Annotated in this window: 25 protein-coding genes and 1 pseudogene; 18 read left to right on the forward strand and 8 right to left on the reverse strand. The window is 71.1% G+C overall.

Going from position 1 to position 24,854, the window contains the following annotated elements:
- The first annotated feature begins 124 nt into the window (after positions 1–124).
- From secD to VNM44_RS02435, 3 genes are all read left to right on the forward strand, one after another.
- The gene (secD, locus tag VNM44_RS02425) at positions 125–2,905 is read left to right on the forward strand and encodes a protein translocase subunit SecD (protein WP_325622213.1); all 2,781 of its coding nucleotides are present in this window, start codon (positions 125–127) and stop codon (positions 2,903–2,905) included.
- Positions 2,906–3,029: 124 nt separating this feature from the next.
- A complete protein-coding gene (locus VNM44_RS02430) occupies positions 3,030–3,368 on the forward strand; it encodes a hypothetical protein (protein WP_325622215.1) in 339 nt (112 codons plus the stop codon).
- A gap of 18 nt (positions 3,369–3,386) precedes the next feature.
- Positions 3,387–5,021, forward strand: coding sequence for an ABC1 kinase family protein (locus VNM44_RS02435; RefSeq protein WP_325622217.1), 1,635 nt, complete (start codon positions 3,387–3,389; stop codon positions 5,019–5,021).
- A gap of 35 nt (positions 5,022–5,056) precedes the next feature.
- Here the strand turns inward: VNM44_RS02435 and VNM44_RS02440 are convergent, their stop codons facing one another.
- From VNM44_RS02440 to VNM44_RS02460, 5 genes are all read right to left on the reverse strand, one after another.
- Positions 5,057–5,938 carry a Kelch repeat-containing protein gene (locus VNM44_RS02440; protein ID WP_325622219.1) on the reverse strand — a complete coding sequence of 294 codons (882 nt, stop codon included), beginning with the start codon at positions 5,936–5,938 and terminating at the stop codon, positions 5,057–5,059.
- A 10-nt stretch (positions 5,939–5,948) separates the two neighbouring features.
- Complete coding sequence (locus VNM44_RS02445; protein ID WP_325622221.1) at positions 5,949–6,275, reverse strand: toxin-antitoxin system HicB family antitoxin; 327 nt, start codon at positions 6,273–6,275, stop codon at positions 5,949–5,951.
- 53 nt (positions 6,276–6,328) lie between these two features.
- Entirely contained in the window at positions 6,329–6,925 is a 597-nt protein-coding gene (locus VNM44_RS02450; protein ID WP_325622223.1) for a sigma-70 family RNA polymerase sigma factor, read from the reverse strand.
- 399 nt (positions 6,926–7,324) lie between these two features.
- Positions 7,325–7,573, reverse strand: coding sequence for a hypothetical protein (locus tag VNM44_RS02455; protein WP_325622225.1), 249 nt, complete (start codon positions 7,571–7,573; stop codon positions 7,325–7,327).
- 288 nt (positions 7,574–7,861) lie between these two features.
- Positions 7,862–7,993, reverse strand: a complete 132-nt coding sequence (locus tag VNM44_RS02460; protein ID WP_325622227.1) for a hypothetical protein — start codon at positions 7,991–7,993, stop codon at positions 7,862–7,864.
- Positions 7,994–8,024: 31 nt separating this feature from the next.
- Between VNM44_RS02460 and VNM44_RS02465 the strand changes: the two genes are divergently transcribed.
- The 5 genes from VNM44_RS02465 (at position 8,025) to VNM44_RS02485 (ending at position 13,538) form a co-directional block, all read left to right on the forward strand.
- Complete coding sequence (locus VNM44_RS02465; protein ID WP_325622229.1) at positions 8,025–8,642, forward strand: hypothetical protein; 618 nt, start codon at positions 8,025–8,027, stop codon at positions 8,640–8,642.
- A 79-nt stretch (positions 8,643–8,721) separates the two neighbouring features.
- Positions 8,722–10,629, forward strand: coding sequence for a hypothetical protein (locus VNM44_RS02470; protein ID WP_325622231.1), 1,908 nt, complete (start codon positions 8,722–8,724; stop codon positions 10,627–10,629).
- A gap of 154 nt (positions 10,630–10,783) precedes the next feature.
- The gene (locus VNM44_RS02475) at positions 10,784–11,422 is read left to right on the forward strand and encodes a hypothetical protein (protein ID WP_325622233.1); all 639 of its coding nucleotides are present in this window, start codon (positions 10,784–10,786) and stop codon (positions 11,420–11,422) included.
- A complete protein-coding gene (locus VNM44_RS02480; RefSeq protein ID WP_325622235.1) occupies positions 11,419–12,750 on the forward strand; it encodes a hypothetical protein in 1,332 nt (443 codons plus the stop codon). The genes VNM44_RS02475 and VNM44_RS02480 overlap by 4 nt, the downstream gene beginning before the upstream one ends.
- Before the next feature lie 110 nt (positions 12,751–12,860).
- Positions 12,861–13,538: a response regulator transcription factor gene (locus tag VNM44_RS02485; RefSeq protein ID WP_325622237.1), complete on the forward strand. Its 678-nt coding sequence runs from the start codon at positions 12,861–12,863 to the stop codon at positions 13,536–13,538.
- 22 nt (positions 13,539–13,560) lie between these two features.
- On the opposite strand, the gene VNM44_RS02490 is transcribed toward VNM44_RS02485, so the two are convergent.
- Together VNM44_RS02490 and VNM44_RS02495 are read right to left on the reverse strand one after the other, a co-directional pair.
- Positions 13,561–14,121 carry a methylated-DNA--[protein]-cysteine S-methyltransferase gene (locus tag VNM44_RS02490; protein ID WP_325622239.1) on the reverse strand — a complete coding sequence of 187 codons (561 nt, stop codon included), beginning with the start codon at positions 14,119–14,121 and terminating at the stop codon, positions 13,561–13,563.
- Positions 14,118–14,573 carry a sigma-70 family RNA polymerase sigma factor gene (locus tag VNM44_RS02495; protein ID WP_325622241.1) on the reverse strand — a complete coding sequence of 152 codons (456 nt, stop codon included), beginning with the start codon at positions 14,571–14,573 and terminating at the stop codon, positions 14,118–14,120. Before VNM44_RS02495 ends, VNM44_RS02490 begins: the two co-directional genes overlap by 4 nt.
- Before the next feature lie 83 nt (positions 14,574–14,656).
- On the opposite strand from VNM44_RS02495, the gene VNM44_RS02500 reads away from it, so the two are divergent.
- The 10 genes from VNM44_RS02500 (at position 14,657) to VNM44_RS02545 (ending at position 24,137) form a co-directional block, all read left to right on the forward strand.
- On the forward strand, positions 14,657–15,475 hold the full coding sequence (locus VNM44_RS02500) for a PfkB family carbohydrate kinase (protein ID WP_325622243.1): 819 nt from the start codon (positions 14,657–14,659) through the stop codon (positions 15,473–15,475).
- A 267-nt stretch (positions 15,476–15,742) separates the two neighbouring features.
- Positions 15,743–16,177 (forward strand): division/cell wall cluster transcriptional repressor MraZ, encoded by a 435-nt coding sequence (gene mraZ / locus VNM44_RS02505; RefSeq protein ID WP_325622245.1) that lies wholly within the window; start codon positions 15,743–15,745, stop codon positions 16,175–16,177.
- Complete coding sequence (gene rsmH / locus VNM44_RS02510; protein ID WP_325622247.1) at positions 16,119–17,099, forward strand: 16S rRNA (cytosine(1402)-N(4))-methyltransferase RsmH; 981 nt, start codon at positions 16,119–16,121, stop codon at positions 17,097–17,099. The genes mraZ and rsmH overlap by 59 nt, the downstream gene beginning before the upstream one ends.
- Entirely contained in the window at positions 17,099–17,416 is a 318-nt protein-coding gene (locus VNM44_RS02515; RefSeq protein ID WP_325622249.1) for a cell division protein FtsL, read from the forward strand. Before rsmH ends, VNM44_RS02515 begins: the two co-directional genes overlap by 1 nt.
- Positions 17,413–19,119 carry a penicillin-binding protein 2 gene (locus tag VNM44_RS02520; RefSeq protein ID WP_325622251.1) on the forward strand — a complete coding sequence of 569 codons (1,707 nt, stop codon included), beginning with the start codon at positions 17,413–17,415 and terminating at the stop codon, positions 19,117–19,119. Before VNM44_RS02515 ends, VNM44_RS02520 begins: the two co-directional genes overlap by 4 nt.
- An 11-nt stretch (positions 19,120–19,130) precedes the next feature.
- The gene (locus VNM44_RS02525) at positions 19,131–19,439 is read left to right on the forward strand and encodes a hypothetical protein (protein ID WP_325622253.1); all 309 of its coding nucleotides are present in this window, start codon (positions 19,131–19,133) and stop codon (positions 19,437–19,439) included.
- 46 nt (positions 19,440–19,485) lie between these two features.
- Positions 19,486–20,934: a UDP-N-acetylmuramoyl-L-alanyl-D-glutamate--2,6-diaminopimelate ligase gene (locus tag VNM44_RS02530; RefSeq protein ID WP_325622255.1), complete on the forward strand. Its 1,449-nt coding sequence runs from the start codon at positions 19,486–19,488 to the stop codon at positions 20,932–20,934.
- Positions 20,931–22,202 (forward strand): UDP-N-acetylmuramoyl-tripeptide--D-alanyl-D-alanine ligase, encoded by a 1,272-nt coding sequence (locus VNM44_RS02535; protein ID WP_325622257.1) that lies wholly within the window; start codon positions 20,931–20,933, stop codon positions 22,200–22,202. Before VNM44_RS02530 ends, VNM44_RS02535 begins: the two co-directional genes overlap by 4 nt.
- Positions 22,196–23,212 (forward strand): phospho-N-acetylmuramoyl-pentapeptide-transferase, encoded by a 1,017-nt coding sequence (mraY, locus tag VNM44_RS02540; protein ID WP_325622259.1) that lies wholly within the window; start codon positions 22,196–22,198, stop codon positions 23,210–23,212. Before VNM44_RS02535 ends, mraY begins: the two co-directional genes overlap by 7 nt.
- A gap of 28 nt (positions 23,213–23,240) precedes the next feature.
- Positions 23,241–24,137, forward strand: coding sequence for a DMT family transporter (locus VNM44_RS02545; RefSeq protein WP_325622261.1), 897 nt, complete (start codon positions 23,241–23,243; stop codon positions 24,135–24,137).
- 30 nt (positions 24,138–24,167) lie between these two features.
- On the opposite strand, the pseudogene VNM44_RS02550 reads toward VNM44_RS02545, so the two are convergent.
- Positions 24,168–24,854, reverse strand: a pseudogene (locus tag VNM44_RS02550) (hypothetical protein); the annotation flags it as partial.

Here is a 24,854-nt window from a genome sequence, read left to right on the forward strand (position 1 = left end):
CAAACACTTCGCATTCCGTCGTCCTTCTTCGCGTCCATACCTTTGGGTATGAACGCCCCCTGCGTCCCGGGCCTGCTCGGTTTTCGCCGCGCGTGAGGCACCGGATGCCCTCGGGAGACCACCGGTGACCCGTCGTGCAGCGGTCCTCGTCGTCGCGTTCGTCGCGGCGGCCCTCGTCGGCGTGGCGCTGCTCGCCGTTCCCGGATCACCACTCGAGCAGCGTCCGACGCTCGGGCTTGACCTCCAGGGCGGCCTCGAGGTGACGCTGCAGGCGGTGCCGCCGCAAGACCGCAAGCTGACGAAGGAGGACCTCGACCGGTCGGTCTCGATCATGCGCTCGCGCGTCGACAAGCTCGGCGTCGCCGAGCCGGAGATCAGGACCCAGGGCTCCGACCAGATCTCGATCCAGCTGCCGGGCGTGAAGGACCCGGCCGCCGCGGCAGGGATCATCGGGAAGACCGCCCAGCTCGAGCTGTTCGACCTCGAGCGCGACCTCGTCTCGCCGTCGATCGACGCGCGCACGCGGCAGCCCATCGCGACGCCGAAGCTCTACGACCTGCTCGCCGGTCAGCAGGCGCTGGCCTCGAGGGGCACGCCCGACACGTACTACGTCTTCCGGACGAAGGGGAAGCAGCTCGTCCGCGGTCCCGTGCAGACGAAGCGGGCGGCGCTCGCGAAATGGGGCGGCAAGATCCCGGCCGGGCACAAGCTCTTCGCCGTGCCGCCCGAGACGGTCGTCGTCCGCTGCGGTTCCGGCGCGGTCGTCTGTCCGGGTGTGGCGCAGACGAACCCCACCGCGACGTCCTGGTACCTCATGCGCTACACGCCGCCGGAGATCCCGGAGATGACCGGTGAGGACCTGAAGCTCTCGGGGACGCGGCAGGACTTCGACACGCGCACCGGCGAGCCGATCGTGCTGATGGACTTCACCGACCGCGGCGGGAAGAAGTTCGAGGAGATCACGCGCGACATCGCCCAGCGCGGCAAGCTCCTCTACAACACGGTCGGCGGCGGCCAGGGCGATCACAGCCCGTTCCTCCAGCACTTCGCGATCGTGCTCGACCGCGAGATCAGGTCGTGGCCGACGATCGACTTCCAGGAGTACCCGGGCGGCATCACGGGCTCGAACGGCGCGCAGATCTCGGGCCTCCAGAGCGTCGGAGAGGCCAAGAACCTCGCTCTGGTGCTGCAGACGGGCGCGCTCCCGGTGGAGTTCCGGACGCTCGACCAGACGGCGATCTCCGCGACGCTCGGCAAGGACTCGCTCCAGGAGGCGAAGAAGGCGGCGATCGTCGGCCTGCTCGCGGTCGCGATCTTCCTGCTCCTCGTGTACCGCTTCCTGGGTCTCGTCGCGGTCGTCGGGCTGACCGTCTATGCGGCGTTCCTCTACGCGGCGATCCTGATCTTCAACGTGACGCTGACGCTCCCGGGCATCGCGGGCCTCGTCCTGACGCTGGGGGTGGCCGCCGACGCGAACATCGTCATCTTCGAACGCATCAAGGAAGAAGTACGCGCCGGGCGCTCCGTGCGCGCGGCGATCCATACCGGGTACACGAAGGGCTTCGCGACGATCGTCGACGCGAACGTCGTCACGGCGATCACCGCGCTCGTCCTCTTCGCCGTCGCCACGGCGAGCGTGCGCGGGTTCGCGCTGATGCTGCTCATCGGTACGGCGATGTCGATGCTGACGGCCGTCCTCGCGACCCGCGCGTTCCTCGCCGTGCTCGCGGGCCTCAAGATGCTCGAGAGCCCGAGGCTGATGGGCGCCTCCGGCGGCGGCATCCCCCGCTGGCTGAAGCTCGACTACATCGGCCGGCGGAACACGTGGTTCGCCATCTCCGGGGTCGTGCTGCTCGTCTCACTCGGTGCGATCGCGTTCAAGGGGCTCAACCTCGGGATCGACTTCCGCGGTGGGACACAAGTGACCTTCGCCACCCCGCAGCCGGTCTCGCTCGAGACGGTGCGCTCGGAGGCCGCGAAGATCGGCCAGTCCGCCGCGCAGATCCAGGGTCGCGGAGCGTCCTCGGGCGCGGCCGGAGATGCCTACCGCGACTTCTCCGTGCGCACGGAGACGCTGTCGACCACCGAGGCGCAGGCGTTCCAGTCGAGCCTCACGAGGGCGGTGAACGCGGAGTCGTTCGGGTTGAAGAACGTCTCCGCGAGCTTCGGCCGCCAGATCGCGCGCGGCGCGATTCTCGCGATCATCGTCTCGCTCCTCCTGATCGTGCTCTACATCACGGCGCGTTTCCAGTGGAAGTTCGCTGTCCCGGTCCTGATCGCGCTCGGGCACGACATCATCATCACGATCGGGATCTACGCCCTCCTGGGTCGGGAGGTGACGACCGCCACGGTCGCCGCCGTGCTCACGGTGCTCGGGTACTCGATGTACGACACGATCATCATCTTCGACCGCATCCGCGAGAACATCCCGCTGATGAAGCGCGCCTCGTTCCGCGTGATCGGCAACGTGTCGCTCTGGGAGACGATCCCGCGGTCGCTCGCGACGACGTTCATCACGCTCCTGCCGATCGTCTCGCTGCTCCTGTTCGGCGGCGACACGCTCAAGGACTTCGCCTTCGCGCTCCTGGTCGGGATCGGGTCCGGCGCTTACTCGTCGATCTTCATCGGCGCGCCGGCGGTCGCGGTCTTCAAGGAGAAGGAACCGGAGTTCGCACGACGCCGGGACGACTACGGCGCGGTTGAGGGCTCAGTGGGAGCCGCGTTGCTCGAGGACACGGTCCAGGAGCCGCAGCCCGTCGTGGCTGAGCCCGTCGTCGCGGCCGCGTCGGCACCTTCAGTGACGCCGGTCGCGGCGCCCGAAGCGCCGACCTCCCCGGCGGCAGCGGCAAAGCGCGAGCGTCGCCGCCAGCGCCGCAGCGGACGCCCCCACGGCCGCCCTCGCTGAGCTCGCTCGCCAGGCAGGATTGGGCAGGAGCTGACTCTCGCGGCTGAATCCCTCGCCTGCGGCGAGGGCAGATCCCTGGAGGCGGCGACTTCGCCGCCGCGACGGCGTCCTTAGAATGGCGGCTATGGCCGCGAACGGCTCCCACGACCCCAGGCCGGTCTCCGAGCTCCTGCTTGCGGGAATCGGCTGGGCGACCATGAGCGTCGAGGCGATGGAGGAGCTCGCCGACGAGCTGGCGCGCAGGGTCGGCGTCGAGCGCAACGCGATGCGGGACGCCGTGCGCGACACCGTCGCCTCGTGGCGGGCCGAATTCGAGCGTCTCGGCGAGCGCCGGGACGAGGCGCTCGAGCGAGGGCTCGCGCGGGCGGGCCTCGCCCGACGGGAGGAGCTCGAGGACCTCGCCCTCCGGGTCGCCCAGCTCGAGCACCGGCTGCGCCTGCTCGAGCGCGATCGCGTCGCCTGAGTTTGCGAGACTGAGGTCATGGCGGACGACGGGGCCCAACGGACCCTCTCGCGCGTCACGGAGATCGGTCGCGTCGCCACCCGCCACGGCTTCGGGTACGTGCTCGACCGCCGCCGTGCCTCGGACGGGGAGCCGGACGCGGACCGCGGTCGCCGCCTGCGCGAGATGCTCGACGAGCTGGGGCCGACATTCGTCAAGTTCGGCCAGCTCCTCTCCACACGTCCCGACGTCGTGCCGCCGGACATCATCGTCGAGCTGCGCAAGCTCCAGGACGACGTCTCCCCGGTTCCGATCCAGGACGTCGAACGCGTCGTCCACGCGGAGCTCGGGCTCACGATCGAGCAGGCCTTCCTCGACTTCGAGGAGCAGCCGATCGCGGCTGCCTCGATCGGCCAGGTGCACCGCGCGACGCTTCCGAACGACGTCCACGTCGTCGTCAAGGTGCAACGGCCCAACGCCGCCCGCCAGATCGAGTCCGACCTGAGGCTGATGGCCTCCGCGGCCCGGGTCGCGCGCGAGCGTGTACGGCAGCTCGACTTCATCGACGCCGGCGAGCTCGTGGAGGAGTTCGGCCGGTCGATCCGTCTCGAGCTCGACTACCAGCAAGAAGCGCGCAATGCCGAGACCTTCCGGCGCAACTTCGCGGGCGACGAGCGCGTTGCCGTCCCGCGCGTCTGGTGGCGTTACACGACGAGCCGGCTGCTGACCCTCGACCGCCTCGAGGGGACGCACATTCGGGATCTCGAGCTCGACACGTGGCCCGACGAGGACCGACGTGCGCTCGCCCACACGTTGACGGACGCCTGGATGACGATGATCTTCCGCCACGCCTTCTTCCACGGCGATCCACACCCGTCGAACATCCTCCAGCTCGAGGACGGACGGCTCGGCCTGATCGACTTCGGGCTGGCGGGACGGCTGACCGACATGGACATGGCGCGCCTGACGCGCCTCTTCGTCGATGCGGCGACCGAGAACGTCGGCGCCCTCCCGCGCCGTCTGGCCGACCTCGGCGTGCGGTACCCGCGCGATCGCGAGGAGGAGCTGCGCTCGCGGCTCGAGGAGCTCTACTACCGCTACTACGGCTCCCGGCTCTCCGACATCGACCCGATCGAGGCGATTCGCGAGGGCCTCTCGCTGATCTACGCGATGAACCTGCGGCTGCCGACGCGGTTCGTGATCCTCGACAAGGCGATCGCGACGCTCGGCTCCGTCGCCGCCGAGGTGTATCCGGACTTCAACGTCTTCGAGGTCGCCCGGCCGTACGCGCGGCAGCTGATCTCGGAGCGCTTCTCCCCGCGTCGCGTCGCGATCCAGGCGCGAGGTGAGGTGCAGGACCTCGCGGAGATCGCGCTCGAAGTGCCGCGGCAGGTGCACGACATCCTCAACGAGCTGCGCGACGGCGAGCTCGAGGTCAAGATCTCGAATCCGGGGATCGACGACCTGGCCCACCACATGGACGTCTCGGTGAACCGCATCGCGGTCGCGCTCGTGATCCTCGGCGGGCTCGTGGGCTCGTCGCTGATCGGCGTCCTCGCGAGCAAGGGGCCGCACCTCCTCGGGTTGCACCTGATCTCGGTCGTCGGCTTCGTGCTCTCGGGCGTGTTCGGCGTCTGGTTGCTCTGGGGCGTCTTCAGGTCGGGTCGCCTCTAGCGGTCTGTCCCCGAAGGGGACTGACCCCCGCGAACCTATGGGATCGCCAGCGACTCGACCGCGCCGCTGACCGTCAGCCCCGGCTCGGGGCCGCCCGCGACCGCCCACACGCGGCCGGCCAGCGCCACCACGCCGACGCCATGGCGCGGGGTGGGAAGGTCGGGGAGGCGCGACCAGCGCCCGCCGGGCCTCAGCGACCAGACGCTCGCCGCGGTGCCGCTGGGTGATTCGCCGCCGATCGAGACGATGCGTCCGGCGATCGCGGCCGCGCCGGTGCCGCCGCGGGGATCGGGAAGATCGGCCAGCGGGCGCCACGCCCTCGCGCGCGGGTCGTACGCCTCGACCGTGCCGAGGTTCGTGTCGTATCCCGCGAGCCGTCCGCCGATCGCATAGACGCGTCCGCCGAGTGCCGTCGCGGCCAGATGCTCGCGCGGGCGTGGGCCGGGGAAGGTGGTCCAGCGGAGCGTCCGGAGGTCGAGCGAGAGCATCCGCGTCGCGAGCCCGTCGCGCGTGCGCCCGCCGAGCACCCACACGCGACCGTCGGCGGTTGCTGCCGCAGCGGCCGCGGCCCGTTCTTCGGGCGGCGGTGGAAGTGCGCGCCACCGGCGACCGTCGTACAGGAACGCCGCGCGCAGCGGCCGCCGTCCGGCGTCGTAGCCGCCGACGACGACGACGCGTCCGCGCCAGGAGGCGGCCGCGGCGTGGTCGACCGATCTCGGGAGGTCGGGGAGCCGCGACCAGGAGTCGCTGCGCGGGTCGTAGGCGTCGACGCGCCGCGAGTTGCCGCCGTTCGCGAGGAAGCCGCCGACGACGACGATGCGTCCCTGGAGCGGAGCCGCCGCGACCTCCGTGCGGGGGACTGGGAGCGGAGATGCCATGAGCCATGCGCCGACGACGAGGGCCGCGGTACCCGTCATCGGAGCGGATCTACCCGAGCCAGGCGACGAGCAGGAGCAGAATCGCCGCCACGGAGGCGAGCCCGACGATGATCACGTTGGCGATGAGCAAGCGCCGGAGGGATGGGGCCGGTACTCCTGTCGCCTCGGACGCCGGGCCCCGTTCAGCCGGTCGGCCCAGCGACGCCTGCAGGCGGCTGATGATGTACCCGTTCAAGCTCGTGCCCTCGCGCTCGGCCGCCTGCGCGAGCTCGCCGTGAAGGTCAGGGGGCATGCGGAGCAGAAGGCGGCCACTCGGCGACGGCGTCTTCGAGCGGCCCGCCTCTTCCACGTCTGAGGCAGCGGGTTGAGCGCTCACCCACCGGCGAGTGTACGGGCTGCGACCGGTGCGCACAACGGCGCGTCTTCCCATCACGCGGCCTCGAGCACCCGCCGCATCTTTGCCAGCGAACTCGTCAGGAGACGGGAGACCTGCACCTGCGAGATGCCAACCTCCTCGGCGATCCTCTGCTGGCTCCAGTCACGGTAGAACCGGAGAGCGACGATCCGGCGCTCGCGAGGGGCGAGAGCGTGGAGCGCGGTTCGAACGAGCACGCGCTCCTCGCCTTCCGCCTCGGTCTCGGACCGCACGTCGACCGGCTCCTCCGCGGTCAGCGACACGAGCCTCGGCCGCTCGCCGCTCGTGCTCGAGGCGAGGATGGAGCGGGCACGGAGGTGGTGGCGCAGCTCCCCGACGATCGTCGGCACGGCGTACGCGCCGAGGTCCGTCCCGCGGTCCTCACGGAACCCGTCCACGGCCTTGATCAGCCCGATGGCGCCGACCTGGACGAGATCGTCGAACGGCTCGGAGGGCCCGGCGAAGCGGCGGGCGAGCGCATGGACGAGCGGCAGGTTCTGTTCGATGACGCGCGTCCGGGCGCCCCGATCGCCTCCCCGGTGGTATGCGGTCAGGAGTGCGGCGGTCGATCCGCGCCTCGAACCTCTGGCTCTGCTCCCCCGATCGGACACGCTGATGAATCGCCCCTTTCCGAAGCAGAACATATCGCGGATCAGAGGTCGTGTCCATGCCAATCGAAGAAAAACATGTATGAAAATACTGTGCGCAATGCATAGATGAGAATGCATGAGGTCCATCGCCAGCCCGCGGGTCGCCACGTGCGTGGTCGCCGCCGCGTTTGCGAGCGTGCCGGCCGTGGTCCTGCCCTCGAACGCACAGGCAGACGACGGAGCAGGCGCTTCGAACGTCGTCGCCGCCGCACTGCAGGGAACAGGCGTCGAGGTCGCACTCCCCGAAGGAGGCGACGCAGCCGGAGCCGTCGACGCCGCGCTGGGGAGTGTCATGGACGCGACGGAGGCCGAGACGGCTCCTACGGACGCCCCGGCGAGCGACCCTGCGACGCAGGCCGTTCAGTCGAGCGAGCCCGTGAGCTCGCAGCAGGAGGCCCAGATCCCAGTCGTGGAGCCAGATTCTAGGGCCGATACCATCGCGAGCTCGGTCGATACCACGCCCGATACCGTCACGACCCGGCCGACGTCACCGTCGTCGCCGGCGGCAGTCCAGACGGCCCCGACGAACGTGAACGTGAGCGTGCGGATCGAGAGCGCGGGTGACAACGGGCCCGTGACCCAGACGAACATCGCAGCGGTGGCGTCCACCGGCGCCACAGCTACTCCCCCAGCGGCTACTACGGGCGCAATCTCGGCGGCACCCTCGGCAGCGACCCCCGCGACAGCGGCAACATCGGGGCAGGCAACTGCACCGGCCACCGCCGCGCAGGAGGACCCGGACACGTGGTCATGGCAGTGGGACTGCGTCTCCGTGCCGGCGATATCGATGATATCGCCGGATGGATCCAATGGATCTTCTGTGCCGAGAAACTGGACGTGGATCTGGAACTGCGGCGGTAATACGGAGCAGTATCAGGGAGCGACTGTCGGCCAGTATCAACCCAGCAACGTCAACGTGTCGATTCGGATCGCGAGCCCGGGCAACGACGGGCCGGTCAGCCAGGCGAACGTCGCATTCGCGGTGAGCGCCGGCGTCTCGGTGCCGCACGGTGCCTCGACACCCGCCACGTCCGATCCTCCCGCGACCCTGCCTTTCCCCGTGCCCGTGCCGGTTGTCTCGCTGCCGGCGATACCGGGCGTTGCAGCGATCCCCGGGCTTCCTGCCGTCCTCTCACCGGTTGTTACGTCGTTCCCGCAGCCGTCCACGGAGACCGGGGTCGCGGCACTCGTCACGACGGAGGTCGCGCCGCCCCTCGGCGACGTGGACGGGCTCACCCTCGTGACGCCTCCGGCCCTCGGGCCCGGCGACGTGTCGATGCTCTTGAGCCGCGTGCCGCGTCTGCCGGCGTTCCGACCGGGATGGAGCGCCGCTCCTGAGCCTTCGCCGCCCACGTCGGGCGTGTGGAACGGCACGGCGTCGTCCGCCCTCCCGGCGGCCGACGTCGCGGGTCGCACCGCGAAGCTGTCGGGCAAGGCACGACACAAGCCGGCCCCGCAATGGCGCATGCCTCCCCCGGCCACCCCGACCCCTGCACAGGCGCCGTCTGGGACGAGCGCCGCTGCCGCGGGGGCCGGCGGCTCCTCGGGCGGCGGCCTTCCTCTCTTCCTCGCACTTCCCTTCGTGGTCGCGGTGCTCGACCTGGCCAGGCGCGTCGCACTCGAACGTGTGGCGACGCCTTCCGGGCATCGCAGCCGCATGCCCGACGACCCCGGGTAGCGCTCCTCCGTCCCGACGAAGTGCGTGGGGCGCCGGCTCCACGCGAGTCCACGGAAGGAGCAGACATTCGATGAAACGGATGACGACACTCCTCGGGGCGCTCGTCCTCGCGCTGTGGTTCGGCGCGGGGCAGGCAGCCGCCGACGGAGGAAGCAGTGCCTCGCAGACCGCCGGCCAGGCCGCCCCGAGCGGGCAGACGGCCGACGGGATGGGCACCGCATACCAGTCGGGAGCGTCGAACAACGCGGGCTCGATCCGCGTGCTCAGCCCTGGGAACGACGGGGCCGTCACGCAGTCGAACTCGACGACGGCAGGCGCTCTCGCGGCCAACGGCAACAAGACGAGCCAGGACACGACCCAGTCGCAGCTGGGCGGTTACGGCTCCGACCAGAGCCAGATCGCCGGTCAGGCGGCGAAGAACGAGCAGGACGCCAATGCGGACGCGACCGCGGTGCAGATCGCACCGAAGAACGACGCGCAGGCGATCCGCGTTCTCAGCCCCGGTAACGGCGGCGACGTGAACCAGTCGAACTCGGCGACCGCCGGCGCGGCCGCCCTGAACGGCAACGAGACGGACCAGACGGTCGACCAGTCGCAGGGCGGTGCCGGGTACGGCTCCGACCAGAGTCAGGTCGCCGGGCAGGCGGCGTCGAACGACCAGACCGCGGACGCGGACGCGACCGCGTTCCAGGTGAAGCCGTCGAACAGCGCGTCGTCGATCCGGGTGCTGAGCCCGGGGAACGACGGTGACGTCTCGCAGTCCAACTCGGCGACCGCCATCGGCATCGCCGCGAACCTGAACAAGACCGACCAGACGACGGACCAGTCGCAGGGCGGGTCCGGTCACGGCTCGGATGCAACACAGGTCGCCGGCCAGGAGGCCTCGAATCACCAGAACGCCGACGCAGACGCGACGGCGGTCCAGCTGAAGCCGTCGAACACGGCATCGTCGATCCGCGTGCTCTCACCCGGCAACGGGGGGGACGTCTCGCAGTCGAACAGCACCACCGCGGTGGCGGCGGGGCTGAACGGCAACAAGACGGATCAGTCCATCGACCAGTCGCAGGGCGGTGCTTCGGCGCCGTCGATGCTGGGCGAGAAGACCGGTTACAAGGATCCGGGCAAGGGCTCGGACTCCACGCAGATCGCCGGCCAGAAGGCGACGAACAGCCAGACCGCGGACGCCGACGCGACGGCGGTTCAGGTGAAGCCGTCCAACACGGCGTCGTCGATCCGGGTGCTGAGCCCGGGCAACGACGGTGACGTCTCGCAGTCGAACTCGGCGACCGCCGTCGGGATCGCTGCGAACGGCAACTGGACGGATCAGTCGATCGACCAGAGCCAGGGCGGCTCGTACGAGCCCTCCTGCGTCCGCTGCGAGTACCCCGGCGAGAAGTCCGGGTACGACAAGTCCGGCTACGGCTCGGACTACACGCAGATCGCAGGGCAGGAGGCCTCGAACCACCAGGACGCCGACGCACACGCGACGGCCGTCCAGTTGAAGCCGTCGAACACGAACGAGTCGATCCGCGTGCTCAGCCCGGGCAACGACGGTGACGTCTCGCAGTCGAACAGCACCACCGCGGTGGCGGCGGCGCTGAACCTCAACAAGACGGATCAGTCGATCGACCAGTCACAGGCCGGTTCGGGCCACGGCTCGTACCTGCAGGTGGCCGGTCAGGGCGCGTGGAGCAAGCAGGACGCCGACGCAGGCGCGACGGCGCTCCAGTTCGGTGCATCGAACGAGAACAAGCCGATCCGGGTCGGTAGCCCGGGCGGCGGCGGCTCGGTCGATCAGTCGAACGACGTCACGGCGCTCGCCGTGGCGCTCAACCTCAACGAGACCTGCCAGAGGCTGATGCAGGAGCAGACGGGCAAGGGCTCGGATGCCCTGCAGGTCGGCGGCCAGGGCTCGTGGGACGACCAGCGCGGAGGCGCCTGGAGCCGCGCGATCCAAGGAGGGAAGAAGAAGCACAGCAAGCGCTGAGATCGCAAGCGAGCGGCCGCCGGAACGTCCGGCGGCCGCTCCCCAAGCGCGGATTGACACGAGTGCGTCGGCCGACGTACCGTGGGGTTCAACAGGGAGGGAGCAGTTGTCCGGGCGGACGTCTTCTCTGCGGCACAGGCGACAATCGATCGCGGTGGGGGTATGCGCGATCGCGCTCGTCACCACTCCGGCGGCGCTCGCCGCGGGCGGGACGCCGATGCCCGGACCGGACGACCCTCCGTCGACGCTGAGGCCGGCGAGCACGAAGACGACGAGCTCCAGTGGCTCGCAGACGGCGAAGACGTCGACGAAGCGGACGGCAGAGTCGGCAGTCCCGGTGCCGGACGCTCCGCTCGTCGCTGCGCCGGTCGCCGCGCCGCGGACATCCATCACCCCAAGCGTCGCGGCGCCGACTCCCGACGTCGTCCAGCGCACGGCGCCGCGCGTCGCCACGGCGCCCGTCCTCACGCGGGCTGCGCCGAAACCGGCACCGACGACCACGACGATCTCCCGCGCAGCCGCGAAGCCGAAGCCCAAGCCGAAGACGAGTCCGAAGGCGAAACCGAAGCCCCATCCTCGCGTAGCTCCTGCGAAGCAGGCGGTCTCCCGGCCGGTGGGCGTTCCCCGCGACGCGGTGCGGCTCGGTCTGCCGGCGGCCGTGCTCGGCGCACGACCGAGCGACGCGGAGCTGAACGGTGAGCTACTCGTCGCGGCGGCGCTGCTGCTCGCAGCCGCCGCAGGCGGCAGTCTTCTGCTCGGGCTCGCGGCGCGCAGCTCGGCGAGGCACGCATGAGAGCGACCCGCCTACTCGTCCTCGTCGTCGTCCTCGGCGCGGTGGTCGCCGTGCTGCCCGGCGCCGCGGCGGCGGTCGATCCCCCGGGCGCGAGCTGCAACGGCGGCGGCTGCGGCGGCTGGTTCCGGTCGAACGTGACCGTCTCGTGGTCGTACAGCAGCGCGGGCGCGACCAGCGCGACCGGCTGCGGCTCCTCCACGGTCTCCGACGACACGAGCGGCGCGAGCTTCACGTGCACGGTCTACTACTCGGACGGCACGTCGTACGGGAGGACCGTCACCGTGAGGAAAGACTCGTCCCCGCCGGGCGTCACGGCGTCCGCCTCCCGTGACCCGGACACCAACGGCTGGTACACGAGCCCCGTTTCGTTCAGCTTCACCGGCGACGACGGCGCCTCCGGCGTCGCCTCGTGCACATCCGGGACGTACAGCGGGCCCGACGGCGGCGACATCAGCGTCTCCGGCTCGTGCACCGACAACGCGGGCAACACCGGCTCGACGTCGCTGAAGATCAAATACGACGCGACGGCCCCGACGGTCACGGGCACCCCCGCGCGGAAGCCCGACGCCAACGGTTGGTACAACCACCCGGTCGACGTGGCGTTCACCGGCACGGACAAGGGATCCGGGGTCACGGAGTGCTCGCCGACCGTCGGCTACAAGGGGCCGGATGCGAGCCCCGCGAAGGTCGTCGGCCAGTGCCGCGACGCGGCGGGGCACCTGAGCGAGCCGGCGACCGTCGAGCTTCGCTACGACGCGACGCCGCCGGCGCGTCCGAACGTCGCGTGGGTACACCGTGGAGAGTCGATCTCACTGTCGTGGACGCAGGGCAAGGACGTCGTGCAGGCGAAGGTGATCCGCGCACCGGGGCTCAAGGGGACGAAGCCCGGCGTCGTCTACGAGGGCAAGGCCGCCCACAAGCTCGTCGACAGGAAGCTCCGCGCCGGCACCCGGTACTGGTACGAGGTCATTCTTCTCGACCAGGCCGGGAACGAGGCGACCAAGACGATCGGGCTCAGGCCGTCCGTGGGCATCTACGCGCCGGCCGAGGGGGCGGTCGTCGGCAAGGCTCCGCTCGTCCAGTGGTCGCCGGTCGCGAAGGCAAGCTTCTACAACCTCCAGCTCTGGCGCGGGAACCTGAAGCTCCTGACCACGTGGGTCAGGCACCCGAGCCTCGCGCTGAAAGAGCGCTGGACGTTCAAGGGGCAGCGACATGCGCTCGCGAACGGGCCGTACCGCCTGTACGTCTGGCCCGCGTTCGGCACCCGACGAGACCCGCGCTACGGCAAGCTGCTCGGCCAGGTGTCGTTCGTCGTCAAGCTGCAGTGACGGCCGACCTGCGGCACGTGGCCGTCGCGGACGCGTGTGGGTGAATCGGCACAGAGACGCCACAAAGGACATCTGGTCGCGCGCCCGGCGGTCCTCTAGCGTCGTCGGCCATGAGCACGAACGCGGTCCTCCTGGCCGAGCGCGAGCCCGGCACGCGCGAGTACCTCGAGCGCCAGCTGCGAGACGACGGCTTCACGGTGTTCGAGGCCGGCTGGACGGCGCGGGCGCTCGATCTCGCCGAGCGCCTCTCACCCGACGTCGTGATCGCCGGCGAGACGGATCTCTGCCGCCGCCTTCGCGCGGGCGAGCCGGGGCGCACGTGGAATCGCAATGTCCCCGTGATCGTGCTGACCGAGCCCGACGCGGATCCGGTCACGCGCGTCCGCGCCTTCGAGAGCGGCGCGGATGACGTCGTGCCGCGCGACGTCTACCTCGAGCTCCTCGCGCGCGTGCGGGCGCTGCTCCGGCGCGCGCTGCTCGGGCAGTCGGAGGTCGTCGAGGCGGGGCTGCTGGTCGTCGACCACCGTGCCCGTCAGGTGCGGGTCGGAGACCGGCCCGTGCGTCTCTCCGGGCGCGAGTTCGAGCTGGCGGCGAAGCTGGCGAGCGACCCCAGGCGGGTCTTCACGAAGACGGAGCTCCTGCGCGACGTCTGGGGGATCCGTGCGGCCGGCATCCGAACGCGGACCGTCGACTCGCATGCGTCGCGGCTCCGTCGCAAGCTCGAGGCGGCAGGCGCCGGCGACGTCGTCGTCAACGACTGGGGGGTGGGGTATCGCCTCCTCTCCTGACAAGGGGCCGGGCGGGCCGCGGCTACAGCATCGCTCCCTCGAGGCGTAGCAGCCGCTCCTTCCGCTCCAGGCCGCCGCCGTAGCCGACAAGCGATCCCGACGAGCCGACGATGCGGTGGCAGGGAAGCACGATCGGAATCGGGTTCCGGTTCATCACCATGCCGACCGCGCGCGAGGCACGGGCATTGCCCGAACGGGCCGCGAGCTCGGCGTAGGTCTCCGTCTGACCATACGGCACCTTCGCCAGCTCGCCGAGGACGCGGAGCGTGAACTCCGTGAGCCCGCGGAGGTCGAGCTCGAGGTCGAAGCTCGTCCTCCGGCCCGCGAAGTAGTCGTCGAGCTCTCGCCGCGTCCCGTCGAGCGCCCGGGGCGTCCGAAGCACCCGCGGCCCGGCGAGGCGGGCGAGGGCCTCCAGCTCACGTTCGGGCTCGGGATCGAACGAGATGCGGGCTAGCCCGTGGTCGGTCACAGCGGCGAGCAGGGGCCCGAGCTCGCTTTCGATCACGTCGTAGGCGGCGTCGAGCAGGCCGGAACGGGCGGCCGTCTCGCGAAAGCGCAGGTCGAGCTCGGTGGGAACAGTCATGTGATCCTCCTTCGCAGACGCCGGACGCCGGACGAGGCGGCCTGGCGGGCTGCCTCCTCGGTCGAATCGAGGGCGGCCGCGATCTGGTCGTAGTCGAGGTCGTAGCCGTAGCGCAGCACGACAGCGGCGCGTTCCTTCGGCGGAAGGGTGTCTGTGAGAAAGGCCAGCTCCTCGTATGCCGGCCGTCCGTCGGTGTGCGGGACGTCGGGAAGCTCGTCGGTGCGCTCGCCGGCTCGGCGGTGGGCGTCGATGGCGACGCGCGTCGCGATCGTCAGGACCCACGACCGCAGGTGCTCTGCGTGGCCGAGCCGGTCGTACGCCTGGAGAGCGCGCAGGAAGGTCTCCTGGAACGCGTCGTCGGCACGCTCGCGACCGAGCCGGCGCCGCAGGAGCCGCAGCACGTCGCCGGCGTGCTCGGCATAGAAGGTCTCGAACGGGGGGACCGACGCCATCCTCGCCATCATGGTGTGAAACGCGTGACCGGCGCCGCGCGTGAGATTGCGCTGCCGAACGAACAACGGTGCACACTGGCGGCATGCGCGCCGCCGTCGTCGGGCACGTGGAGTGGATCCGTTTCGCGCGGGTCGATCGTGTCCCGGCGGCCGGCGAGATAGCGCATTCCTTCGAGGACTGGGAGGAGGCGGGGGGAGGCGGGGCCGTCGCGGCGGTGCAGCTCTCACTGCTCGCCGACGAGACGCACCTCTTCACCGCGCTCGGGAACGACGAGCTGGGCCGGCGCTCGCGCGAGGAGCTCGAGTCCCGCGGCGTGATCGTCCACGCCTCGGTGGACGAGCGCGCGCAACGCTGGGCGTTCACGCAGGTGGACGACCGTCACGAGCGTACGATCACCACGGTCGGCCCGAAGCTCCGACCCAGAGGACACGACGACGCGCTTCCCTGGCACGAGTTGGCGTCGATGGACGCGGTCTTCTTCGTGGCGGGAGATGTCGACGCACTCGTACACGCGCGGCGCGCGCGAATCGTGACCGCAACGTCGCGGGAGCTCGAGGTGCTTCGCCGAGGCGGTGTCGAGCTCGACGCGCTGATCGGCAGCGGGGAGGACGAGGCGGAGCGCTACCGGCCCGGCGAGCTCGATCCGCCGCCGAGGCTGGTCGTCACGACCTCCGGCGGCCTCGGCGGCTGGGCGCGGCCCGGCGGGCCCTACACCGCAGCCGACCCGCCGGGCGAGGTCGTCGACGCCTACGGGGCTGGAGACAGCTTCGCGGCCGGGCTCACGTACGCGCTCGCGGCAGGCCTCGACGGAAACGACTCGCTCGCCTTCGCCGCCCGTTGCGGCGCCGCCGCGTTGACCGGACGGGGCGTCGCGCCGCGCGCCGTCGCCCTCGGCGCCTGACGGTCGCGGCAGGCGCGCTGCGGAAGCCGATTGGGGCAGGTCGGGGTCGTCCCGTTCGGGGGTTGGTCGTGAGCCCGTCCCGCACCGGGCTCCGATCGCATCCGGGCGACCGACCTCGAGGTTGATCGTCATTCGGCGCGCCCGAGCTGCCGGTGCCGGTGGTCCGCGCGACCCGTCGTCGGCCGCGATGCACTTGACAGTGGGGTAATGTGGCGTAAAGTGGGGAATCGTGGAGATCACGAAGGGGATCGGCCACACCCGCGGGCGATGTTCATCGGCACCTACGAGCACACGATCGACGAGAAGAGCCGGCTCACGCTGCCGCGCCGCTTCCGCGACGCGCTCGGTGCCGGTGTCGTGCTCACGCGCGGGCTCGACCGCAACGTCGCGGTGTATCCGCGGGAGACCTGGAAGGTGAGCGTCGAGGACCGGATCTCGGCGCTCGATCCGCTCTCGCGGGAGGCAAGAGACCTGCGCACGTTCTTCTTCTCGGGGGCGGCCGAGGCGGATCTCGACACACAGGGTCGAGTTCTCGTCCCGGCCGTCCTCACGCGCCACGCAGGCCTCGAGCGGGAGGTCGTCGTCGCCGGGAACTACGACCACCTCCAGCTCTGGAGCCCGGAGGCCTGGGAGCGTCACCTGCATGCCGTCGAAGGGAGCGCCGAACATGCTGCCGAACGTCTTGCCGCGCACGGAAGCTGATCACGTCCCGGTTCTCGCCGCCGAGGTGCGCGAGCTCCTCGCCGTGCAGCCGGGGGAGACCGTCGTCGACGCGACGTTCGGTGCCGGAGGCCACGCCCGACTGCTCGCGCAGGATCTCCAGGGCCGCGGGAAGCTCGTCGCGGTCGACCGCGACCCCGGCGCGAAGGCGTACTTCGACCGCTTCAAGGCCGGCGCGGGCGTCGACGTGCGCTTCCTCCGCGGGGACTTCGCCGTCGTCCTCTCGCAGCTTGCGGCCAACGACGTGAAGGCCGACGCGATCCTGCTCGACCTCGGCATCTCGTCGATGCAGGTCGACCGGCCCGAGCGCGGCTTCTCGTATGCGACGGATGCGCCGCTCGACATGCGGATGGACCCGTCGTCCGAGCAGACGGCGGCCGCGATCGTCAACACGTGGGACGAGAAGGAGCTCGCGACGGTTTTCCGCCGCTACGGCGAGGAGCGGTTCGCCACACCGATCGCCCGCGCGATCGTGCGGAGGCGAGCGGAGCGGCCGTTCACGCGGACGGGCGACCTCGTCGACGTGATCAAGCTCGCGATCCCGACCCCGGCGCGCTTCGGGGAGGGTCACCCGGCAAAGCGGGTCTTCCAGGCGCTCCGCATCGCGGTGAACGACGAGCTGGGGCAGCTCGAAGCCGCGCTGCCCGCGGCGCTCGCGATGCTCCGTACCGGCGGGCGGCTCGCGGTGATCTCGTTCCACTCGCTCGAGGACCGGATCGTCAAGCGGTTCTTCGCCGACCAGGCGAAGGGGTGTACGTGCCCGCCGGAGTTCCCGGTCTGCGTGTGCGGGAAGGAGCCGACGCTCCGGCTTCTGACGCGCAAGCCGATGCGGCCGGGCGCGCGGGAGATCGATGCGAACCCGCGCGCCGCCTCCGCCCGGCTGCGCGCGGCGGTGAGAGCCTGATGTCGACGATCGCTCAACCGGCTCTCCGGCGGGCCCGCGTCGGTCGCGGCACGTTCACCGGCGGCGTCTTCTGGATCCTCGTCATCGCCGTCCTGCTCGCGGGCGTCGTCGCCGTCAACGTCCTCGTCCTGCGACTCAACGTGCAGCTCGACGACCTGCGGCGCGACCGCGCGGAGCTGAAGGCGGAGATCGCCACCGCGCGCGCACAGCTGTCGAGCGCCTCCGCGAACGCGCGTATCGAGACCGAGGCTGCGTCGAAGCTCGGCCTCGTCAGGCACGACCCCAACCAGACGACGTTCCTCCGGCTCGATCCGTGACCGACAGACGCGCGAACTCGCGGATCCGGCTGCTCGTGCTCGCCTTCGCCGGCATCTTCGCGATCGCGCTCGGCCGTGCCGCGTGGATCCAGGTCGTCGACGGCGCGGGGTACGCGGCGATGGCCTCGAAGCAACAGCGCCAGACCATCGAGATCCCCGCAGGGCGCGGGACGATCTACGACCGGACGGGCGAGCCGCTCGCGATCGGCGAGCAGGCGACGACCGTCTACGCGGACCCCCGCAACGTCGTCGCGCCGAAGAAGGCCGCCGTGAAGGCCGCCCAGGCACTGGGCCTGAACCCAGACGATCTCTACCCGAGCCTCAAGGACCCCACGAAGCGGTTCGTCTTCATCGAGCGGAAGGCCGATCCCGTGAAGGCGAAGGAGCTAGAGCGCCTGGGCGTGGCCGGGATCGGCTTCTACCCCGAGGAGCTCCGCACCTACCCGCAGGGACGCGTCGCGTCGCAGCTGCTCGGCTTCGCCGGAACCGACAACCGTGGCCTCGACGGGCTCGAGGGCTCGCTCGACAAGAATCTGGCGGGTCGCTCGGGCTATGAGATCGTCGTGCGCGACCCCGCGGGCCAGGCGATCGACGTCGTCACCTCGCGGAAGGAACGGCCGGGGAAGAACGTCGTCCTCACGATCGACCATCAGCTCCAGGCGACCGCCGAGCAGCTCCTCTCGTCGGCCGTCGCCCGCTGGAACGCGAAGGGCGCGACGGCGATCGTGATGGATCCGAGGACCGGGGGGATCCTGGCGATGGCGAACGCACCGACCTTCGACGCCAACCGGTTCACCTCCGCGCCGCCCGACGAGCGCCGCAACCGCGCGGTGACCGACCTCTACGAGCCCGGGTCGACGTTCAAGATCGTCACGATCGCGGGCGCGCTCGAGGACAACGTCGTGACGCCCGAGTCGTCGTTCGTGCTTGCGCCGACGATCAAGGTCGCCGACCGGACGATCCGCGAGGCGCACGTCAGAGGAACCGAGCGCATGACCGTGCGCCAGATCCTCGCCGAGTCGTCGAACGTCGGCACGATCACCATCGCCAAGGACAAGCTCGGCGGCCCGGAGCTCGCCCGATGGGTCTCGCGTTTCGGTTTCGGCCGGACGACCGGCTCCGAGCTCCCCGGCGAGAGCGCCGGCATGGTGCTGCCCTACGACCGGTGGTCGGGCTCGACGATCGGCACCGTGCCGATCGGGCAGGGCATCGCCGTGACGCCGCTCCAGATGGTCAGCGCATACGCGGCGATCGGGAACGGAGGCGTGATGCCGCCCGCGCACGTCGTCGCGAAGATCGGCGGCAAGAAGGTGAGGCACGGAAAGGGCCGCCGGATCGTCTCGGAGCACACCGCCGACCGCATGACCGCGATGTTCCGCGACGTCGTCCTCGAGGGAACGGGCACCGAGGCGGCGATCCCCGGGTACACGGTCGCCGGCAAGACCGGGACCGCGAACAAGGCCGAGAACGGGCGCTACGTCTCGAAGTACGTCGCCTCGTTCGTCGGGCTCGTACCCGCGCGAAACCCACGGCTCGCGATCCTCGTGATGGTCGACGAGCCGCACGGACAGATCTGGGGCGGCGTCGTCGCGGCGCCGATCTTCCGCGACCTCGCGCGCTTTGCGCTCCAGTACCTCGAGGTGCCGCCCGACGCCCCGGAGTCGAAGCGCTCGTCGAGCCTCGTCGCCGCCGCCCTCCCGTAGCCTGACGGCGCGTGCCGCAGCGCTCGTACGCCCATGCCGCTGCTCTCGGAGCCATCGCGGCGGTTTGCCTCGCCGGATGCAGTGCGGGCGCCGACGTGGACCCGGAGCGGTTCGAGGTCGCGATTCGGAGCCACGCCGTGGCGAACCTCGCGCCGTACGGCACCGTGACCGACGTGGACTGTCGCCCCGCCGATCCTGCCGTCTTCGTCGCGCTCCGCGACGACCACTCGGCGCCGGTTCGCGGTCTCGAGTGGCGAACGAAGGATCGTGCCGAGGACGTCGCCCGCTCGTATGGGGCGACCCTCTATGTCGACTGCTGAAGCTACACCGGTCGACCCGAGAGACCGCATACCTAGACTGCCTTCGATGGACCTCGACGCGCTCATCGGCGCGCTCGCGCCGGGTGACGTGATCGGGCGGCGACCCGTCGAGATCCTCGATCTCGCCTTCGACACGCGTCGCGTGCGCGACGGCACTCTCTTCTTCTGCGTCCCGGGCGCGCGGGTCGACGGGCACGAACTCGCGGCCGACGCCGTGGCCGCCGGCGCGTCCGCGCTCGTCGTGGAGCGGCCGGTCGACGTGGCGGTCACGCAGCTCGTCGTCGAGTCGACGCGGGCGTCGATGGCAGTCGCGGCTGACGTGTTCTTCGGCATGCCGACGGAGCGGCTCGCGGTCGGGGGCGTCACGGGCACGAACGGCAAGACGACGACAACCCACCTCCTGCGCTCGATCCTCGAGGCGGACGGAAGAGCGACAGGGCTCGTGGGCACCGTCGAATGGATCGTCGGCGGCTCGCCGCGGCCGGCTCCTCACACCACGCCGGAGGCGATCGACCTCCAACGGCTGTTCCGCGAGATGCTCGACGCGGGCGACGAGGCCGTGGCACTCGAGGCGTCCTCGCACGGATCGCACTATCGCCGCCTCGACCGCGTGCGCTTCGACGCCCTTGTCTTCACCAACCTGTCGCAAGACCACCTCGACCTCCACGGCGACATGGAGGGGTACTTCCTGGCCAAGCGAGGCCTCTTCACGGGTATCGCGCCGCCGCCCGCGGCCGTCAACGTCGGCGACCCGTACGGCCGGCGGCTCGCGGAGGAGCTCGCGTCCACCCACCGGGCGCCCCTCGTGACCTACGGCCTGCGGCCCGAGGCGGAGGTGCGGGCGGACGGGCTCGACCTCGGCCCGCGCGGATCGCGTTTCAGCGCGGCCGGAATCCCGATCGTGACGCCGCTGCTCGGCGTCTTCAACGTCGAGAACGTCCTCGGCGCGGTCGCCGCCGCGCTGCTGCTCGAGGTCGACGAGGACGCCATCGTCGAGGGGATCCGGACGGTGTCGGGCGTCCCGGGCCGCTTCGAGGGCGTCGACGAAGGCCAGGACTTCGCGGTCGTCGTCGACTACGCCCACACCCCGGGTGCGCTGGAGACCGTGCTCGAGGCCGCGCGACCGCTCGGCGACGGTCGCCTGACCGTCGTGTTCGGTGCCGGCGGCGACCGCGACCGCGACAAGCGCCCGCGGATGGGTGAGGTCGCGCGGCGCCTCGCCGACGCCGTGGTCGTGACGAGCGACAACCCGCGCTCGGAGGACCCGCTCGCGATCGTCGAGGCAATCATCACCGGTGCCGGGACGGACGTCGAGGTCGACCCCGACCGGCGCTCGGCGATCGAGGGCGCGATCGCGGCTGCGGGCCCGGGGGACGTGGTCGTGATCGCGGGGAAAGGCCACGAGCAGGGACAGGAGGTCGACGGCGTCGTCCACCCGTTCGACGACCGCGAGGTCGCCCGGGAGGCGCTGCGGCGGAGACGAGGCGCCGGATGATCCCGCTCGCCTGGGAGGAGATCGAGGCGCTCCGCCTCGGAGAGCTCCGCGGCCGGCCGGCGGGCGGCGTCATACGCCGGGTGCACGACGACTCGCGCGACGCACGTCCGGGCGATCTCTTCGTCGCTCTCAACACCGGCGTTCGGTTCGTCTCGGAGGCGCTGGAGCACGGTGCCGCGACACTCGTCCCCCACGACCAGGAGGCTGCGCTCGCCGCCCTCGCGCGGCCCGTCCGCGACCGCTCGAGCGCCGAGGTCGTCGCGGTGGTGGGGTCCACGGGCAAGACCACGACGAAGGACGTGCTGGGGGCGCTCTGCGCGGCGGTGGCGCCCACGGTCGCCGCGGCGGCGAGCAAGAACAACGAGCTCGGCCTGCCGCTCACCGTGCTGCGCCTCGAGGAGGACACGCGCGTGCTGGTCACGGAGATGGGGATGCGCGGGCTCGGACAGATCGCCGAGCTCTGCGAGATCGCCCGGCCGACGGTCGCGCTCGTCACGTCGATCGGCCCCGAGCATCTCGAGCTCGTCGGCTCGCTCGAGGACGTGGCGCGCGCGAACGCCGAGGCGATCGACGCGCTGCCGACCGGCGGGATCGCCGTGGTCCCCGCCGGGGAGCCGCTGCTCGAGCCCTTCCTCCGGGCAGACGTCGACGTCAGGCGGTTCGACCGAGGCTCGGTCGAGCGGGACGGCGACAGCTGGTGCTTCCGCGTCGGCGGGGAAGAGCTGCGGCTCGCGCTGCCGTTCACGCAACGGCACCTGGCGGAGAACGTCCTCGCCGCGCTGACCGGCTACCACGCGCTCGGCCTCCCGCTCGAGCGCGCCCACGAGGGCGCCCGTCGTATCCGGCTCTCCGCCTGGCGCGGCGAGGTGCGCGAACTGCCGGGCGGCGGCCTCGTCGTCAACGACGCCTACAACGCCAACCCCACCTCGATGCGGGCCGCGCTGCTCGATCTCTCGGAACGGGCGGACGGCCGGCGGCGTGTGGCGATCCTCGGCCGGATGGCCGAGCTGGGGGACGAGAGCGCCCGCTACCACGCCGAGATCGCCTCGCTGCTCGACGAGCTCGGGATCGAGGTCGTCGTGGCGGTCGGTGACGAGGCGCCCGCCTACCTCGCAGGAGGCGACGGCGTCACTGTCACGGACGCGTCCGCGTTCGACGAGATCGCGCCGCTGCTCGAGCCCGGCGACGCGATCCTCGTCAAGGGGTCGCGGGCGGTCGGTCTCGAAGGCATCCCCATCCTGATCGAGAAACTCTCCCAGGCATGGTGAGAGTCCTGATCGCGGGGCTCGTCGCGATGGTGATCGCCGTCGCGGTGGGCCCCCAGTTCATCGAGTGGCTGCGACGGCAGTCGATCGGCCAGCAGATCCGCGAGGAGGGGCCGGCGCGGCACGCCGTCAAGCAGGGGACACCGACGATGGGCGGGCTCTTGATCCTCGTCGCCGCGTTCGTGCCGGCGCTGATCGTCTCGCTCTACACGATCCCCGGCGTGACGATTCTCCTCGCCACCCTCGGCTGCGGCCTGATCGGCTTCGCGGACGACTTCCTCAAGGTACGCAAGCGCCGGTCGCTCGGGCTCAACGGACGCTGGAAGATGCTCGGCCTCGTGGCCATCACGGCCGGAGTCGCCTGGGCGACCACGCAGATCGGCTACATGGACACCGAGATCTACTTCCCGCTCGTCGACGTCAACATCGACCTCGGCTGGGCGTACTACCCGTTCCTCTTCCTCGTCATCGCGGGCACTTCGAACGCGGTCAACCTCACCGACGGGATCGACGGCCTCGCCGCGGGAACGTGTGCGATCTCGCTCATCACGCTCCTCGCCATCGCGTCGATCGACTGGATCCGGAGCGCCGACGTCGTCGCGAACCGGAGCGAGGAGTACCTCGACATCGCGATCTTTGCCGCCGCGCTGATCGGCGGCGTGATCGGGTTTCTGTGGTTCAACGCGTTCCCGGCGGAGATGTTCATGGGCGACACGGGCTCGATGGCGCTCGGCGGCGCGATCGCGACGCTCGCCATCCTCACCGAGACGGAGGTACTGCTCGTCTTCATCGGCGGTGTGTTCGTGATCGAGGCGGTCACCTGGATGATCCAGATCGCGAGCTTCAAGCGCACGGGCAGGCGGGTCTTCCTGATCGTGCCGATCCACCACCACTTCGAGATGAAGGCCTGGTCGGAGACGAAGATCATGGTGCGCTTCTGGATCGTCGGCGCGATCCTCTGCGCGATCGGTTTCGTCCTCTACTACCGGTACTACCTGCGCTTCCAGCTCTGAGCGGGGCCGGGGAAGAGCGTCGTACCGCGTGACGACCGCGTCGATGCGCCGGGGCAGCCTCGTCGCGCCCGTCATCGTCTCGCTGGCCGTCATGGTCGTCTGGGGCGCGACGCCCGTCCTGACCCGGATCGCGACCGACGATCTCGAGCCGCTCTGGGTCGCGGTGCTGCGGACCGTCCTCGCCGGGATCGTCGCCGTGCCCCTCGTGGCGACGACCGCGCTCCGGCCGCCCTCGAGCTCACGCGCGCGACTGCTCCTCGGAGTCTCGTCCGCCGCAGGGTTCGTCGTCTTCCCTGTGGTCTTCACGATCGGGCAGGAGCGGACGTCCGCGATGCACGGCGTCGGGATCCTGGCCGCGCTCCCGGTCTTCACGGGCCTCTACGGGATGCTCGTCGCGCGCCGGCGGCCGGGCACGTGGTGGCTCGCGGGCTGCGCGCTCGCGCTCGCGGGCGAGGCGGTGATCGTCGCCGTGCGGACGGGCGGCGGAGGAACCGCGACGCTCGCCGGCGACGTCCTCGTGCTCGCCTCCGCGCTCGTGGTCTCAGGCGGGTACGTGGCCGGCGCGATGCTCGTCCCGCGCGGGTTCTCGAGCGCCGCGACGACGTACTGGGGCGTCATGCTCGGCGCGCTCGCCCTCACACCCGTAGCGGTCGCGCTCCTCGCGGTCGCGGGCCCGCCTCGCGCGGGAGCGGGATCGTGGGCCGCCGTCCTCTTCCTGGCCGTCGCGACCTCGATCGTCGGCTACGTCGGCTGGTACTGGGCGCTCGCGCACGGTGGGATCGCGCGGATCGCACCGCTCCAGTTCCTGCAGCCGCTCTCCGGCCTCGTGCTGGCCGCACTCGTCCTCGACGAGCGCCTGACGTGGCCGCTCGCGGTCGGCGCCTCAGCAGTGATCGCCGGGGTCGCGGTCGCGCGCCGGGAGTGACGACGCGTCGCCGACGTCATGCCGCCGCGGTCAGGTGGGGGAGCGGCCCCCCGCGAGATCGCGGAACGCCTGCGCGACCACCTCGTGACCCGCCTTCAGGCGCTCGGCCGCGTGCACGGCGTTCCACTCGTCCCACCGGAGCAGGGCCCTTGCGCTCGCTCCGCGCGAGGGTCGGACGACGAGCCCGATCGACGGCGCCGGCACGGCAGTCGCGACCGGGGCGCCGCCCCTCGTGACCGGAACGAGCGCGGCGTGCGACGATGGGTCGACGACTCCGATCTGCATCCACGGAATGCGGATCCACACGTCGCGCCCGAGTGCGCGCCACGTGGCGAGGCTGTCGTAGCGGGCCGACGACGGCCTCCAGTCCCCCGGGCGGAGGGCGCCGACGTTCATCGTCTCGTACGGGAATCGGCGGCCCGTCGTGGGGATCGTGAGCGGACGGTTGGTCGAGAGCAGCATCTGGTTCCAGCCGTCGAAGGAGCGGACGACGCCGGGCGGGAGCGGAGAGAAGTCGAGCTGCAGCGGCTCGAGCGCCGGCCTGACGTACGCCTGCCCCGAGCCGTGACCGACGTCCAGGACGATCGCGTAGTCACTCGCGCCGTCGTGCGCGCGCGAGCCCGGAAGCCGCGGGGCGCCGCCGGGCACGACGTCGAACCCGAGCCTCAGCACGCCGACGGCCGGATGGTCGAGGCGGATGCGCAGGTGGAGCCACGC

This window comes from Gaiella sp., assembly GCF_035558935.1.
Lineage (GTDB): Bacteria > Actinomycetota > Thermoleophilia > Gaiellales > Gaiellaceae > Gaiella.

Excerpts from the sequence above, each read along its gene's own strand:
- mraY (WP_325622259.1), top strand. The coding sequence starts at position 22,196 with ATGGTGAGAGTCCTGATCGCGGGGCTCGTCGCGATGGTGATCGCCGTC.
- VNM44_RS02480 (WP_325622235.1), top strand. The coding sequence starts at position 11,419 with ATGAGAGCGACCCGCCTACTCGTCCTCGTCGTCGTCCTCGGCGCGGTG.
- VNM44_RS02485 (WP_325622237.1), top strand. The coding sequence starts at position 12,861 with ATGAGCACGAACGCGGTCCTCCTGGCCGAGCGCGAGCCCGGCACGCGC.
- VNM44_RS02495 (WP_325622241.1), bottom strand. The coding sequence starts at position 14,573 with ATGGCGTCGGTCCCCCCGTTCGAGACCTTCTATGCCGAGCACGCCGGC.
- VNM44_RS02490 (WP_325622239.1), bottom strand. The coding sequence starts at position 14,121 with ATGACTGTTCCCACCGAGCTCGACCTGCGCTTTCGCGAGACGGCCGCC.
- VNM44_RS02530 (WP_325622255.1), top strand. The coding sequence starts at position 19,486 with ATGGACCTCGACGCGCTCATCGGCGCGCTCGCGCCGGGTGACGTGATC.
- VNM44_RS02440 (WP_325622219.1), bottom strand. The coding sequence starts at position 5,938 with ATGACGGGTACCGCGGCCCTCGTCGTCGGCGCATGGCTCATGGCATCT.
- VNM44_RS02535 (WP_325622257.1), top strand. The coding sequence starts at position 20,931 with ATGATCCCGCTCGCCTGGGAGGAGATCGAGGCGCTCCGCCTCGGAGAG.
- VNM44_RS02470 (WP_325622231.1), top strand. The coding sequence starts at position 8,722 with ATGACGACACTCCTCGGGGCGCTCGTCCTCGCGCTGTGGTTCGGCGCG.
- VNM44_RS02435 (WP_325622217.1), top strand. The coding sequence starts at position 3,387 with ATGGCGGACGACGGGGCCCAACGGACCCTCTCGCGCGTCACGGAGATC.
- rsmH (WP_325622247.1), top strand. The coding sequence starts at position 16,119 with ATGCCGTCGAAGGGAGCGCCGAACATGCTGCCGAACGTCTTGCCGCGC.
- VNM44_RS02500 (WP_325622243.1), top strand. The coding sequence starts at position 14,657 with ATGCGCGCCGCCGTCGTCGGGCACGTGGAGTGGATCCGTTTCGCGCGG.
- VNM44_RS02430 (WP_325622215.1), top strand. The coding sequence starts at position 3,030 with ATGGCCGCGAACGGCTCCCACGACCCCAGGCCGGTCTCCGAGCTCCTG.
- VNM44_RS02515 (WP_325622249.1), top strand. The coding sequence starts at position 17,099 with ATGTCGACGATCGCTCAACCGGCTCTCCGGCGGGCCCGCGTCGGTCGC.
- mraZ (WP_325622245.1), top strand. The coding sequence starts at position 15,743 with ATGTTCATCGGCACCTACGAGCACACGATCGACGAGAAGAGCCGGCTC.